Source organism: Bacillus cereus (genome assembly GCF_002567495.1).
Lineage (GTDB): Bacteria > Bacillota > Bacilli > Bacillales > Bacillaceae_G > Bacillus_A > Bacillus_A cereus_AQ.
In genome coordinates this window covers 1-14,738 of record NZ_NVAP01000029.1, presented here as the reverse complement: position 1 = coordinate 14,738, position 14,738 = coordinate 1, and the positions used below count along the sequence as shown (strand labels likewise).

The following is a 14,738-nucleotide window of genomic DNA, read 5'->3' as shown; positions in this document are numbered from 1 at the left end:
ATTGAATATTCTTACATTTCAGTATTGTAAGTGTAACATAAACAAATTAAAATAATAATTACTGTATATGAATAAATATACTTTTTACCTTGACTGTATAAAGGAATTGTTGTTAAGGTTAAATGTGAGCGTATAAAAGGTTTGCTAAAGGAGTTTTGAAATGAATCGGTTAAAATGGGGAATGATGACAGCCCTATTAGTCATTATTTTAGGAATCTGTTGGTTCTTATTCCAAGGAACTCAAAAGAGTGTAGCAAATGTAGAGGGACAACCTCTGCAAGTGGCAGAACTACCTAAAGCAGGATTTACTGAAAAAGTAGTCCCGCCAAAGTACATCCCACCAGAAATTAATGCAAAAGCAGCTATGATTATCGATGCGAGTGATGGAGATATTATTTATCAATATAATGAAAATGAAGCTTTTGCACCGGCTAGTATGTCTAAGATGATGACAGCGTATCTTCTACTAGAGAGTATACATAACGGGAAAGTTCGCTGGGAAGATCCAGTGAAAATGAGTGCGAAGGCGGCACAAACAGAGGGAGCAAGAATCCCAGTACAAGTTAATGATACATTAACTGTTAAAGATTTATATCATGCATTAATGATTGAATCGGCTAATAATTCGGCTGTAGCTTTAGCGGAACATATGGCAAAAACGGAGAAAGGTTTCGTTCAGCTTATGGATGAAAAAGCGAAACAGTTAAAAATGTCGGAACATGCTAAATTTGCAAATGCTTCTGGATTACAAGAGCCAGATGGAAGTGAAACAAAAATGACGGCTGCTGATGTAGCACAATTGGCGTATCATCTTATAAAAGATTATCCGGAAATATTAGAAGTGACTCACTTACGTCAAAGTCAGCTAGCATTTAATAATATTAATGTTATCAGCACAAACGACATGTTAAACCAAAATAATAAAAGTTTATATATAGAAGGAATGGACGGACTAAAGACTGGATTTACAGATAGTGCAGGATACTGTTTTACTGGGACTGCAAAGCAAGGTGATAATAGAATTATTACAGTAGTCATGGGGACCTCAAGTAAAACAAAACGTTTTACAGAGACGAATAAGTTAATGTCGTATGCATTTGGATTAGTTAATTAAGTAAAATATCAGTTTAGATCGCTACATAAGTAAGACTGTTTGTTGTTACTAATTTTAGATAACAATAAACAGTCTTTTTATTTTAACTTTTAAAAGGAAAAAGATTCTAAATATAAGTGTTATCATTTGAGTTTGTCCCGCTATTTGCCGGGCTGCCCGTAAAAGTCCGATTGGTGAGGGCTGATAATCAGTGGGGATGAACAAAACCCCCACTGATTAAAGTTTCACTTTATTTGTTGCTATGATATTATAAAGTTATGAACTTATTAATAATAAGTTTGAGGGGTCGTAATATGATGTATACATATGAAATAGCCTCATATGAAAATTGGAGGGAATTATGATGGCAAAAGATTTTTACTCAGCAATTGAAGACAGAAGATCTATTTATGCAATTAGTAAAGAGCAAGTAGTTTCTGATGAGAAAATTCAAGAAGTGATTTATCATGCTGTAAAACATACACCTTCAGCTTTTAATTCTCAAAGTGCTCGTGTTGTTGTTTTATTAGGAGAACAACACGATAAATTATGGGATATTACGAAAGAAACGTTACGAAAAATTGTACCTGAAAATAACTTTGCACCTACTGAAGAAAAAATGAATGCATTTAAAAGTGGTTATGGAACGGTTTTATACTTTGAAGACAGTGAAGTAGTGGAAGGGCTTCAAGCAAACTTTGCATTATATAAAGATAATTTCCCGACTTGGTCTCAGCAATCATCAGGAATGTTGCAATTTGCAATTTGGACAGCTTTAGAAATTGAAGGATTTGGTGCTACGTTACAGCATTACAATCCGCTAATTGATGAAGAAGTGAGAAAAGAGTGGGATGTTCCAGAGAATTGGAAACTCACTGCGCAAATGCCATTTGGTAAACCGGTAGTACATGCTGGCGAAAAAGAATTCCAACCGTTAGAAAACCGTGTGAAAATTTATAAATAATTTGATAAAAGGTGAACAGGAATATAACCTGTTCACCTTTTTTATAAGTAATAAGGGTTTTTTTGTCCGGCATTTTTCATCTGATTTTTTAATACATTTTTACGTGTTTCAATAGCTGATACTTTTCGCAATGTTATCATTGAAACGAATTGAATAAAAGCATAGTACAGCTCTATATTTTTTTGTATAGGGTCATCTATTATATGTCTCACAAATATGCCTCCTCTTTTTATCCCAATAAAATTCTGTATTAATGGGTAACCCAAGTGGTGAGGGCTAATGATCATTTGGGATGGATAAAAGCCCTGCTGGTTAAATATAAGGGAATGAAAAAATATCAGTTCGCTGAAATTCCATTTTATTAGGATATGTATATAATACTATAAGTATCCTATAAATTCCATTACCGGAAAAAGAGAACAGTTGGTACAGTATGTGTTTTTTTAAAAGTAGAATGCCTTTTATGAAATAAATCTTACAATTCGTCAAATTATTTCAAAATTGTAGACAGTATAGAAAATTAGTTTTCTAAAAATATTATACTATTGATAAATAGAGTGATTTTTGTCATGATGAAAGTATGCTTCATGTAAGCAGCTTTATAAGGAAATACATATTTTAGTTTGTATTAGGTTAATAGAATTTTTTATAGTAGATAGAAAAGGGATATTTTATATTGAAATATTAAATAGAATGTCGAATTTTTATGCGATATATAAGAAATTTGAAAAAATCATTGCAAAAACACTATGTTTAATGGTAAAGTTCACATGAAGTTCACACGGATTTCACTTCATTCATTTAAAATGAACTACGTGTGAAAAATAAAACTCTTGCTAAAAAATGGAACTGGATGAATATTTTACTTTGATAATATTGTAAAGTATTAAAGTTTTAAGTTTTTTTAAGAGGATAGTAGGGAAAGGAAGTAAAGACAACTTATGAAAAAAGTAATTGCAGGTTTAGCAGCAGCTTCTGTAGCTGGCGTTGCAGTTCCAGGAATGGATTCTGCTCATGCACAAGTTTCAAATGAAGCGCTAAAAGAAATCAATGGACAAACTCAAACTCAAACGACTGTAACTGAAACAAAAACTGTAGAAACAACTTCTGAATTAAAATACACAGTAACTGCTGATGTATTGAATGTTCGTTCAGGTGCTGGTACAGGAAATAACGTTATTTCTAAAGTAAAAGCAGGCCAAGTGCTACAAGTAGTTGGACAAGAAAACGGTTGGTTCAAAGTAAACGTAAATGGTCAAACAGGTTATGTAAGTAGTGACTTCGTAACGACTGGTGGCAAAACAGGAACGACTGTTCAACAAGGAACAGGTACTTACACAGTAAACGTTTCTTCACTTAACGTACGTACAGGCCCAAGTACATCTCATACAGTATTAGGTTCTGTAAATAAAGGTAAAACAGTACAAGTTGTAGGTGAAGTACAAGATTGGTTTAAAATCAACTTCAATGGTGGAACTGGATACGTAAGCAAAGACTTCGTAACAAAAGGTGGTTCTGCTGTATCTAACGAAACACAACAACCAACTACAAACAACAATAATACAACAGTTCAAACTGGTGGTTCTTATGTTGTTAACACTGGTGCTTTAAAAGTACGTACAGGCCCAGCTACATACAACGCTGTAATCGGTGGAGTAACAAATGGTAAAGTATTAAACGTTACTGGCGCTGAAAATGGCTGGTACAAAATTAACCATAACGGCCGCACAGGTTACGTAAGTGCAGACTTCGTTAAGTTTGTAAAAGGCGGAGTAAACAACGTTACAAATAACAATAACAATAACAATAACGTTACAAATAACGTTCAACAACCAGGTAAAGACGTACAAAAACCAACAACAGGTGGAGATACATCTTCAATCGCTGGATTCGCTAGATCTTTAAATGGTTCACCATACAGAACTGCTGGTACAACACCTGCTGGTTTTGACTGCAGTGGATTCATTCACTACGTATTAAATCAAACTGGTCATAAAGGCGCTCGTCAAACAGTTGCTGGATACTGGAGCTCTAAAACAAAAACTAGTAATCCACAACCAGGTGATTTAGTATACTTCCAAAATACTTATAAATCAGGTCCTTCTCACATGGGTGTTTACTTAGGAAACGGTCAGTTCATTAGTGCAGAAACAGATGCAACTGGTGTACGTATTAGTTCTGTAAGTAACTCTTACTGGAGCAAGCACATTTTAGGTTACACAAAAGCATACTAAGAAAAAGTAGTTTATATACTTTTTGAATAGAGAAAAGGCTTTCCAGGGAAACTTGGGAAGCCTTTTTATTTGAATAAATTGGAAGTTTAATAGTCTTTATTTTAACTTTCCATTTAAAAATCGATCATATAAGTCATGGAAATAGTTAGGGCGAAATAAGTTCGCTGCATGTCCTGCTAAAGGTATTTCCTCATATAGAACATTAGGTAAAATAGATTTTAAATCGAATAGACAAGATTTATAGAGATGATCATGCTCGCCCATTACCCATAATATAGGGTGAGGAAGTGATTTTAATTTAGATTTTAAATCAAATTCTAATCGATGTCGTAATGATTGGGCAATAATTGATGAATGTAATTGTAATCCGAAACGGTAATAAATGTTTCTTGAAATGACTGCGAACGGATTCGCTTTTAATATACCGCTCGGAAAAATAGTATTTGCATATTGAGAGAGCCATTTAGAGTATTCATCTCCTCGCTTCTCCCAAAACTTTTGAAATACGTTATATAAACGAGAAGGGTTATTGTAATGTCCACCAATATGACAAATACTTAACACTTTTTCTGGATGCATTTGTGCAAAAATTGTAGAGATGTAACACCCATAGCTTAGAGCACAAATATGAGCCTTTTTAATACCTTCTTGTTCATATAAGTTCAATAATTGATCTACGAGGCGCTGTAATGAAAAGTCGATTGCTTCTCCTTTATCGTCACCGTGACCTAATAAGTCATAAGTTATAATGTTGTAGGAGGCAGAAAATCGTTTTTGCTCTTTTTTAAAGGCGCGACGATTGCCAACTAGGCCATGAATAAAAATGATTGTTTCCTTTTCGGAATGTATATTTGTTTGCAAAAAGGATACTCCTTTCAATAACTGGAGATTTATATCGTGTTTTAAATTAGTTATCTATAATTCACATAGAATAATATTAAGTACCAGGTAATAATATCAGATGTTTATATCTGTTGTAAAGATGAGTTTGTATGTATATTTTGTAAAAATAGAAAAAGTGTGTTTACATTCAGTTTACATTTGTATCGTATTCTAATTTTAGAAAGAACAGTTTGGTTTAACACGAGGAGATGAACAGGAATGGAAGTTAGAAATGAAATGAAGAAAAAAGGGAGTTGGAGGCAGTTTTTACGCCTTATTCAAGATACAAAACCTCCGAAAGGAATTCTAGTTTTTGCGTTATTAATGAGTTTGCTTTCTACGGGAGCGAGTTTATTTATTCCTATGTTAACAAAAGGATTAGTAGATAATTTTTCGCTTTCTTCAATTAGTGCAGGGCAAATTGTTGGGCTAGTTGCTTTCTTTGTAATGCAAACTATTGCAGCAGGATTGTCTATATATTTACTAAATTATATTGGTCAGAAGATTGTAGCGGGACTAAGGGAACGTTTGTGGAAAAAGGTACTTATCTTGCCGGTATCTTATTACGATCAAAATAGAACAGGCGATACCATTAGCCGTATGACGAATGATACAGGTGTTGTGAAAACGTTAATTTCTGAGCATTTGTCAAACTTATTAACAGGTGGTATTTCAATTGTTGGATCGTTAATTGTATTGTTTGTTTTAGATTGGAAAATGACTGCGTTACTTTTAACAGTTATTCCGTTGTCTGTATTAATTTTAGTTCCACTCGGAAGAAAAATGTATAAGATTTCAAAAGCGCTTCAAGATGAAACAGCATCTTTTACAAGTGTGTTAACGCAAGTGTTATCGGAAATTCGTTTAGTGAAATCTTCAAATACAGAAAAAAGAGAATATGAAACAGGTAATACAGGTATACAAAAATTATTACAATTTGGTTTGAAAGAAGGAAAGGTGCAAGCATTAATTTCGCCAGTTATGTCGTTTGTTTTAATGGCATTACTTGTTATTATCGTAGGATATGGCGGAATGCGAGTTTCTAGCGGTGCATTAACAACTGGTGAACTTGTAGCGTTTATTTTGTATTTAGTTCAAATTGTAATGCCGATGAGTCAATTATCTATGTTCTTCACACAATTTCAAAAGGCAATTGGTGCAACGGAAAGAATTAGTGCGATTTTAGAATATGAAGTAGAAGATCATGAAACTGGTGTGAAAGTGACAAATGCTAAGCAACCGATTGTTCTTGAAAATGTATATTTTGAGTATAACGAAGAAGAGCAAGTTTTAAAAAATATTGATTTCACAATTGAATCTGGAAAAGTGACAGCGATTGTAGGACCGAGTGGTAGTGGGAAAACAACGTTATTCTCATTACTGGAACGTTTTTATGAGCCAACTAGTGGTGCCATTAAATTAGGAAAAGAATCAATTACGAGTTATTCATTACAGTCATGGAGACGTCAAATCGGTTACGTATCACAAGATAGTCCGTTAATCGATGGAACGATTCGTGATAATATTTGTTACGGTGTTGAGGGTGAAGTAACAGATGAAGAAATTGAAAAAGTAGCAGCGATGGCATATGTTGACGCATTTATCCATGACTTACCAAACGGTTATGCAACAGAAGTTGGAGAGCGCGGTGTAAAGCTTTCTGGAGGACAAAGACAGCGAATTGCGATTGCTCGAGCACTACTTCGAAATCCGCAGATTCTTATGCTGGATGAGGCAACTTCAAGTTTAGATAGTAAATCTGAGTCTGTCGTTCAAAAAGCGTTAAATAACTTAATGAAAGGCCGAACAACGTTAGTGATTGCACATAGGCTTTCTACGGTTGTAGATGCAGATAAAATTATCTTTATTGAGAAAGGGAATCTTACAGGAAGCGGTACACATGATGAATTATTACGTACACATGACATGTATCGTGAATTTGCAACGCAACAATTGAAAATTAAAGAGGGCGCATTATAAAATGAATCATTAGTGGGGATTTTACTCCACTGATGATTCATTTTTAAAAAATATATAATAAGATGAGTAGAAAGGGGATGGTTCCTTTGATACCTAAAATTTTAATAGTAGACGACGATCCGCACATTAGAGAACTCGTTTCTGTATTTTTAGAACGAGAAGGTTTTCAAACGTATGAGGCAATTGATGGAATAGATGCACTTCAGAAAATAGACGAAGTAAAAGTCGATATGGTTATTCTTGATATTATGATGCCGAATATGGATGGATTTGATGTATGTTTTGAATTAAGAAAATACTATGATTTCCCGATTCTGATGCTAACTGCCAAAGGGGAAACATCACAAAAAGTAAAAGGATTTCACCTTGGAACAGATGATTATCTTGTAAAACCCTTTGATCCTATAGAACTAGTAGTGAGAGTAAAGGCATTATTGAAACGTTACCAAATTACAGTCTCACAATCGATTCAAGTTGGAAATGTATTATTAAATCGTAAAACATTTGAAGTTACAGCTGGAGCACAAACGGTTACGTTACCGTTAAAAGAATTTGAGCTGCTCTTTACTTTAGGGTCTAAATCGGGAAGAACTTGTTCGAGAGAGCAATTAATTGAAGAAATATGGGGATATGACTTTGAAGGGAATGAACGTACACTAGACGTTCATATTAATCGGTTACGTGAGAAGTTTCAAGAAGAACAGTCGAATTTTAGTATTAAAACAATAAGAGGATTAGGGTATCGCTTAGAGGTAAGTAAATGAGAAAAAGAAAACGAATGAGTAAGTTGAAGATGCTGAAAGTATTTGGAGCGGTATTAGCGCTCTTTTCTTTTCTTACTATCATTTGGTCTATCGCATTTTATGTAGCAACTAGTATATTGAATGCTCTTGACGTAAACGTATCGCCGTTTGTTGCCTTTCTAATTAGTGATATGGTCGGTTTTGTATTTATTATTCTAATTTGGACATTGATTGGAATATTAATGAGACCAAAACGAGAGGCGATGATTTGGACTATTATTGAACCGATACAAAAAATTGCAAAAGGAGACTTCTCCGTCAAAATACGAAATGAAGAAAAGTATGATGGAGAAATTGGTGTGCTCGTAAAAAGTATAAATGATATGACAGATGAACTGAATGCGATGGAGAAAATGAGACAAGAATTTGTATCGAATGTTTCTCATGAAATACAGTCACCATTAACTTCTATAAAAGGGTTTGCTAGAGCACTACAAGACGATAATCTTTCTGAGGAAAAAAGAAAGCATTATCTTACTATTATTGAAACTGAAACAACGAGATTATCTAAACTAAGTCAAAACTTATTGAAGCTAACTCTTTTAGAATCAGAAGAGTATGTACCGGAAAGAGTGACTTATCGATTAGATCAACAGTTAAAGCAAATTGTGTTAAATAGTGAACCACTCTGGGCTGAAAAAGAAATTGAGTTAGAACTAGATTTAGAAAAAGTACATGTTATTGCTGACCAAGAAAGTATGAGTCAAGTGTGGATTAATTTCATTCATAATAGTATTAAATTTACTCCAAGCGGTGGTACGATTACTATTCAGTTAAAGGAACATGAGACAGTAGTGGAAGTGCGCATCCGTGATTCAGGAATTGGTATATCAGAAGAACAGAAACAACATATTTTTGAGCGTTTTTATAAAGCGGATTCTTCACGAAATCGTGCTTATGGAGGAAGTGGCTTAGGTTTAGCTATTGTAAAGAAAGTACTCGACCTTCATCAAGGAGAGATAAAAGTGGAGAGTGAAGAAGGAAATGGTACTGAATTTATTGTGCGTATTCCTAATTATGAAGAAAAATAGTGTAGTGATAAAGAACCATTTTTTATTTCATACGTAGACACTCTCTTATGAGGAGGGTGTCTTTATTTTGCATGAATAAGGAAAAATACGTGCAATGAATTAATAGTAATTTTCTATAGTTACCTATAAGTAACCTACGCACATGAAAGTGCATCATTGCCTTTTTGCATAAACATAGATACACTTTTAATATAATAAACAACTGAGAAGATTAAGGAGTGTTATACTTGGCAGAATTATTACAAGGTAAAAATGCTTTAATTACAGGAGCAGGTAGAGGGATTGGTCGTGCTGTAGCAATCGCATTAGCGAAAGAAGGCGTAAATGTAGGCCTATTAGCTCGTTCAGAAGAAAACTTAAAAGCAGTAGCGAAAGAAGTAGAAGCAGAAGGCGTAAAAGCTGTTATTGCAACTGCTGATGTATCTTCATACGAAGAGGTAACAACTGCAATCGAAACGTTAAAAAATGGTTTAGGATCTATCGATATTTTAATTAATAACGCTGGTATTTCTAAGTTCGGTAAGTTTTTAGAACTAGACGTTGCTGATTGGGAAAAAATCATTCAAGTAAACTTAATGGGTGTATACTATGCAACTCGTGCAGCTTTACCAAGTATGATTGAACAACAATCTGGTGATATCATTAACATTTCATCTACAGCAGGACAAAAAGGTGCACCTGTAACAAGTGCATATAGTGCTTCTAAATTTGGTGTTCTTGGTTTAACAGAATCGTTAGCGATGGAAGTCCGTAAGCATAACATTCGTGTAACGGCTTTAACACCAAGTACAGTAGCAACAGACATGGCTGTTGATTTAGGATTGACTGACGGAAATCCTGATAAAGTAATGCAAGCAGAAGATATTGCGGAGTTTATCGTAGCGCAGCTGAAATTAAATAAACGTACATTTATTAAATCAGCTGGACTTTGGTCTACTAATCCATAAGGGACAAATTGAATAAAAATAAAGAAGGGATATCTATTCTGTAATGGGATAGGTATCCCTTCTTTATTTTTTGTATTTGAGACAGAATTTTCGGTATAATCAAAAGTGAATGGTAGAAAGCATTGAAAAATTGAAAGGGATGGTATTTACATGAGTACAATTGAGAAATGGACGGCTGTTGATCAATATATGAGTGATGTATTAATACCGAAAGATTCTACATTAGAAGGGGTTCTTCAAACTAATACTGCAGCTAATTTGCCAGCACATGATGTATCACCAACGCAAGGGAAGTTTTTACAACTATTAGTACAAATTCAAGGAGCTCGTAATGTTTTAGAAATTGGCACGCTAGGTGGATATAGCACGATATGGCTTGCTAGAGCATTGCCATCTGGAGGTCGAGTTGTTACATTGGAAGCAAGTGAAAAACATGCTGAAATTGCACGTAACAATATTGAACGTGCTAATTTGAAAGATAGAATAGAAATAAGAGTAGGATTAGCGCTAGATTCTTTACAACAAATTGAAAATGAGAAGTATGAGCCATTTGATTTTATTTTCATAGATGCTGATAAACAAAATAACCCTACCTATTTTGAATGGGCACTGAAACTATCACGCCCTGGAACTGTAATTATTGGTGATAACGTAGTACGTGAAGGAGAAGTTATTGACAATACGAGTAACGATCCTCGCGTACAAGGGATACGTCGCTTCTATGAATTAATAGCTGCAGAGCCACGTGTAAGTGCTACTGCGCTTCAAACTGTAGGAAGTAAAGGATACGATGGGTTTGTCATGGCAGTTGTAAAAGAGTGATGTGAGGAGGTAAATGGGATGAAAAAGAAATTTCAAAAGTTATAACATGTATCGTGTACAACGCAGCTAGCTCGTGGACCTCCAACATACTTGGAAATATAAGTTTATATAAAAATTGGAGGTTAGGAATAGATGAGAACTGAAAAAGAAATGTTAGACTTAATTATAAATACAGCAAAAGAGGATGAAAGAATCCGAGCTGTCATTATGAATGGATCACGTGTAAATTCAAATGTGAAGATAGATTGTTTTCAAGACTACGATATTATGTATGTTGTACATGATATACAATCTTTTACGTCTAATCATAAGTGGATACGTAGATTTGGAGAAATAATGATTGTACAAATGCCAGAAGAAATGTCATTAATTCCAGCGGACGAAGACGGGAAATTTCCATATTTAATGCAATTTATGGATGGAAATCGAATTGATTTAACGCTCGTTCCATTTGATTTGATAAATATGTTCGTTGGACAAGATAGTTTAAGTAAACTGCTTCTTGATAAAGATAATTGTCTGGAAGAATTCCCACCAGCAAGCGATAAAGATTATTTAGTAAAAAAGCCTACAGAAAAAGAGTTTTTAGATTGCTGTAATGAATTTTGGTGGTGCAGTACAAATGTAGGGAAAGGGTTATGGCGCGAGGAACTTTCTTATGTGAAAGGAATGTTCGATGGCCCTGTGCGAGATATGTTCATCGTAATGCTAGAATGGCATGTTGGTATGAAAACAGATTTTACAGTTAATACAGGTAAGTTTGGAAAGTATTTCGAGCAATATGTTGAAGAAGATATGTGGAAGCAATTTAAAAAGACATTTTCTAATGCAGAATACGAAAATATATGGGGCTCATTCTTTGTCATGGGTGATTTATTTAGAGAAGTGGCGAATGAAATTGCTAACACATATGGATATCAATATCCGCAAGATGATGATGATAAAGTGACGAACTATTTAAAACATGTGAAAGCTTTGCCAAGAGATAGTACATCGATTTATTAATAATATGAAGCAGTAGGACTGTCCTGTTAACGGACAGTCTTATTTTTGCTTATGGATAACAATTTCTCTAACAAAGTGCAGATGAATCACATATGAAAATTTAGGGAGGTTTTTATCATGTATTATTTTTATTCGCCAGAAATGTTCATTCCATATCAATGGGGACTAGAACGAGATGTTTCGTATGCTTATATGCCATATAACTCATTTTATTATGGAGACTATAAAAGCTCATTACCTTACGTATATACCCCTCAAAATTATGAAGTACCAATGAAAGCGTATGAGCGTGGATCATGGACACCATTTTCGTGGGTCGAAAAATATGCGTATGCATTTTCAGGTCCTTACAATAAAGCAGAAGTAGCCCTTACATTTGATGATGGGCCAGATTTAGTCTTTACGCCAAAAATATTAGATAAGTTAAAACAACATAATGTGAAAGCGACTTTCTTCCTGCTTGGTGAAAACGCAGAAAAGTATCCAAACGTAGTAAAGCGTATTGCAAATGAAGGGCATGTAATTGGTAATCATACGTATAGTCATCCGAATTTAGCAAAAGTAGATGAGGTTGAGTACCGTAATCAAATAATAAAAACGGAAGAAATATTAAATCGTTTAGCTGGTTATGCACCGAAGTTTATACGTCCGCCATACGGTGAAATACTTGAAAATCAATTAAAATGGGCGACAGAGCAAAATTTTATGATTGTACAGTGGAGTGTTGATACGGTTGATTGGAAAGGTGTAAGCGCTGATACGATTACAAATAATGTGTTAGGGAATTCATTTCCTGGAAGTGTCATCCTCCAGCATTCAACACCAGGTGGGCATTTACAAGGATCTGTAGATGCACTAGACAAAATCATTCCGCAGTTAAAAACGAAAGGGGCACGTTTTGTAACACTTCCAAGTATGTTTCAGACATCAAAAGAAAGAAAGTGAATGTGTTACGAATTGGAAAAAACAGGGTTATGCCGTATGATGAAAGTGTAAGTTAGGAGGGACATAATTGATTTATGCACTAGTAAACATAGGAATAAGCATATTGATTGGAATTATATTTATACTTGCGGCACTTATCCTTCAAAAAAACCCACCGACAGATATTAATGCGGCATATGGTTATCGTACGAAACGATCTATGAAAAATAAGGAATTATGGGATGTGGGTAATAGGTATAGTGCAGAAGTGATGAAGCAAAATGGATTCATCATGATGTTAATTGGGAGTGTTATTAGTATACTGTTTAGATATCCACATACAATGATAGCGCTTATGGTGGTTATGCTGTTATTAATTATGCGTTTATTTATACAAGTAGAGAGTAGATTAAAAATACTTGAGCAATAATGAAAAATAGGACTCCACGCAATATGATGCTGAGAGTCCTATTTTATTTATAAACTATTATTTTTTAATACTTCTTTTCCTTGCTCTATAACAAATTCATAGTATGCAAAATCATACGGATAAATATCTTCAAATGTTATCGTAATCGGTGTATTGTTTAAGACTGAAATAGTCTTTAAAGATGAAATTTCTCTTTTTAATAGTTGTAGAAAAGAAGTTGCATGTACTTTCATCACATCGTCTACTTCTTCACCTGGTGCGAATGGAAGTGGATTGATAACATTGTGAAAATACATATGACAAAATTCACGATCAGTAAGATTTGAAATTTCATAATCTATCTTAAAGATGCCTTTGTATATTAAATCAGTAGTTTGAAAGGAAAGCCCCAATTCTTCTTCGATTTCACGGAGGCCACCAATTTGTACATCTTCATCATGCATAATATGTCCAGCTGAAGTAATATCCCATATACATGGAGCTTCTTTTTTATTTTTAGAGCGTAATTGGAAATATAAGAACATATCTTCAGTATCTTTTTCTACAAACCAACAATGAAATGTTTCGTGCCAATCACCGTCACGATGCACTTCATCACGTAATTTCTTCCCAAGTGTATTTCTTTCAGGATCAAATATTGTTAACCACTCTGTCATTTTAATTCCCCTTTCTGCAAATTTCATTATACAATATTTGTATTGAATTTTGGGAAAATAAAGAAAAAGGAGTGGTTATAAGTGGGGATAGAGCGTGCGGAAATAAAATCAATTATTTCAACAGAGGAAGAGTTACGGAAAATATTGGGGCAACCAAGTGAGCGAGCGTTAAAGAAAGTTATTTCATCATTAGACCACCATTGCGTAGATTTTCTGTCTAAATCTCCTTTTCTAGTATTATCTACTGCAAATAAATTAGGAGAGTGTGATGCTTCGCCGAGAGGAGATGAACCTGGATTTGTATACGTATTAAATAATAATAAAATTATCATTCCAGAAAGACCGGGCAATCGTCGTATAGACTCCATTTTGAATATTATTTCAAATCCACGTGTAGGATTAATCTTTTTTATTCCAGGTCTTGGGGAGACGCTTCGAATAAATGGTCGAGCGTATATTACAAACGACGAAGAAGTTTTGAAAGAAATGCAGGCGAATGGACGTAATCCGTTGCTTGGAATTGTTGTTGAAATAGAAGAGTGTTATATTCATTGTGCAAAAGCTTTTATTCGTTCTAAGATGTGGGATCCAGAATCTTGGTTAAATAAAAAAGAGTTACCTTCAGCAGCAAAAATGTTGCTGGAGCATGCGAAAGTGAATGCTTCAGAAGAAGATGTTGCTCGTTCTTTAGAAGAAAGTTATAGGGAAAGATTGTATTAAAAATTACTTTTTAAATATAGTGTTAAAGTGTAACGCTATAAACGTTTTAGCGTTACACTTTAATACAAATATTGTTAGTTTTTATGTAATAAATATATGTGCAAGGGTATAAATCTCTATTAGATAATTTGTTATTTTAAAATATAATAATTCATATTCTTAAAAATAGTGAAGAAAAATAGGCTTGCTTTTTAAAAAGTTCATAACTATAATAAATTAACAAATAGACATGAACGAAAAAGTAACG

15 protein-coding genes are annotated in these 14,738 nt (G+C 34.1%); 12 read left to right on the top strand and 3 right to left on the bottom strand.

Annotation, left to right across the window (positions count from 1 at the left end; genetic code table 11):
* Positions 1-160: 160 nt before the first annotated feature.
* Positions 161-1,114, top strand: coding sequence for a D-alanyl-D-alanine carboxypeptidase family protein (locus COK05_RS14015; RefSeq protein WP_098613053.1), 954 nt, complete (start codon positions 161-163; stop codon positions 1,112-1,114).
* Positions 1,115-1,454: 340 nt separating this feature from the next.
* The gene (locus COK05_RS14010; protein ID WP_176539441.1) at positions 1,455-2,057 is read left to right on the top strand and encodes a nitroreductase family protein; all 603 of its coding nucleotides are present in this window, start codon (positions 1,455-1,457) and stop codon (positions 2,055-2,057) included.
* A gap of 41 nt (positions 2,058-2,098) precedes the next feature.
* Here COK05_RS14010 and COK05_RS14005 read toward each other — a convergent pair whose 3' ends face one another.
* Positions 2,099-2,269, bottom strand: coding sequence for a DNA mismatch repair protein MutT (locus COK05_RS14005; protein ID WP_098613052.1), 171 nt, complete (start codon positions 2,267-2,269; stop codon positions 2,099-2,101).
* Between the two features lie 729 nt (positions 2,270-2,998).
* On the opposite strand from COK05_RS14005, the gene entFM reads away from it, so the two are divergent.
* Positions 2,999-4,291, top strand: coding sequence for an enterotoxin EntFM (gene entFM, locus COK05_RS14000; protein WP_098613051.1), 1,293 nt, complete (start codon positions 2,999-3,001; stop codon positions 4,289-4,291).
* Between the two features lie 96 nt (positions 4,292-4,387).
* On the opposite strand, the gene COK05_RS13995 is transcribed toward entFM, so the two are convergent.
* A complete protein-coding gene (locus COK05_RS13995) occupies positions 4,388-5,152 on the bottom strand; it encodes an alpha/beta fold hydrolase (protein ID WP_098613050.1) in 765 nt (254 codons plus the stop codon).
* Positions 5,153-5,392: 240 nt separating this feature from the next.
* Here COK05_RS13995 and COK05_RS13990 point away from each other — a divergent pair, with 240 nt between their 5' ends.
* From COK05_RS13990 to COK05_RS13955, 8 genes are all read left to right on the top strand, one after another.
* Entirely contained in the window at positions 5,393-7,153 is a 1,761-nt protein-coding gene (locus COK05_RS13990) for an ABC transporter ATP-binding protein (RefSeq protein WP_098613049.1), read from the top strand.
* An 86-nt stretch (positions 7,154-7,239) separates the two neighbouring features.
* Positions 7,240-7,917, top strand: a complete 678-nt coding sequence (hitR, locus tag COK05_RS13985; protein WP_141539093.1) for an envelope stress response regulator transcription factor HitR — start codon at positions 7,240-7,242, stop codon at positions 7,915-7,917.
* Positions 7,914-8,987, top strand: a complete 1,074-nt coding sequence (hitS, locus tag COK05_RS13980) for an envelope stress sensor histidine kinase HitS (RefSeq protein ID WP_141539092.1) — start codon at positions 7,914-7,916, stop codon at positions 8,985-8,987. The genes hitR and hitS overlap by 4 nt, the downstream gene beginning before the upstream one ends.
* Positions 8,988-9,214: 227 nt before the next feature.
* Positions 9,215-9,934 carry a 3-ketoacyl-ACP reductase gene (locus COK05_RS13975; protein ID WP_000818985.1) on the top strand — a complete coding sequence of 240 codons (720 nt, stop codon included), beginning with the start codon at positions 9,215-9,217 and terminating at the stop codon, positions 9,932-9,934.
* A gap of 150 nt (positions 9,935-10,084) precedes the next feature.
* Positions 10,085-10,756 (top strand): O-methyltransferase, encoded by a 672-nt coding sequence (locus COK05_RS13970; protein WP_098613047.1) that lies wholly within the window; start codon positions 10,085-10,087, stop codon positions 10,754-10,756.
* Between the two features lie 132 nt (positions 10,757-10,888).
* Positions 10,889-11,761 carry an aminoglycoside 6-adenylyltransferase gene (locus COK05_RS13965; protein WP_098613046.1) on the top strand — a complete coding sequence of 291 codons (873 nt, stop codon included), beginning with the start codon at positions 10,889-10,891 and terminating at the stop codon, positions 11,759-11,761.
* A gap of 117 nt (positions 11,762-11,878) precedes the next feature.
* The gene (locus COK05_RS13960) at positions 11,879-12,706 is read left to right on the top strand and encodes a peptidoglycan-N-acetylglucosamine deacetylase (RefSeq protein ID WP_098613045.1); all 828 of its coding nucleotides are present in this window, start codon (positions 11,879-11,881) and stop codon (positions 12,704-12,706) included.
* 67 nt (positions 12,707-12,773) lie between these two features.
* Complete coding sequence (locus tag COK05_RS13955) at positions 12,774-13,115, top strand: SdpI family protein (RefSeq protein ID WP_098613044.1); 342 nt, start codon at positions 12,774-12,776, stop codon at positions 13,113-13,115.
* A 47-nt stretch (positions 13,116-13,162) separates the two neighbouring features.
* On the opposite strand, the gene COK05_RS13950 is transcribed toward COK05_RS13955, so the two are convergent.
* Positions 13,163-13,771, bottom strand: coding sequence for an NUDIX hydrolase (locus tag COK05_RS13950; protein WP_098613043.1), 609 nt, complete (start codon positions 13,769-13,771; stop codon positions 13,163-13,165).
* A gap of 81 nt (positions 13,772-13,852) precedes the next feature.
* On the opposite strand from COK05_RS13950, the gene COK05_RS13945 reads away from it, so the two are divergent.
* On the top strand, positions 13,853-14,491 hold the full coding sequence (locus COK05_RS13945) for a pyridoxamine 5'-phosphate oxidase family protein (RefSeq protein WP_098613042.1): 639 nt from the start codon (positions 13,853-13,855) through the stop codon (positions 14,489-14,491).
* Positions 14,492-14,738 lie beyond the last annotated feature (247 nt).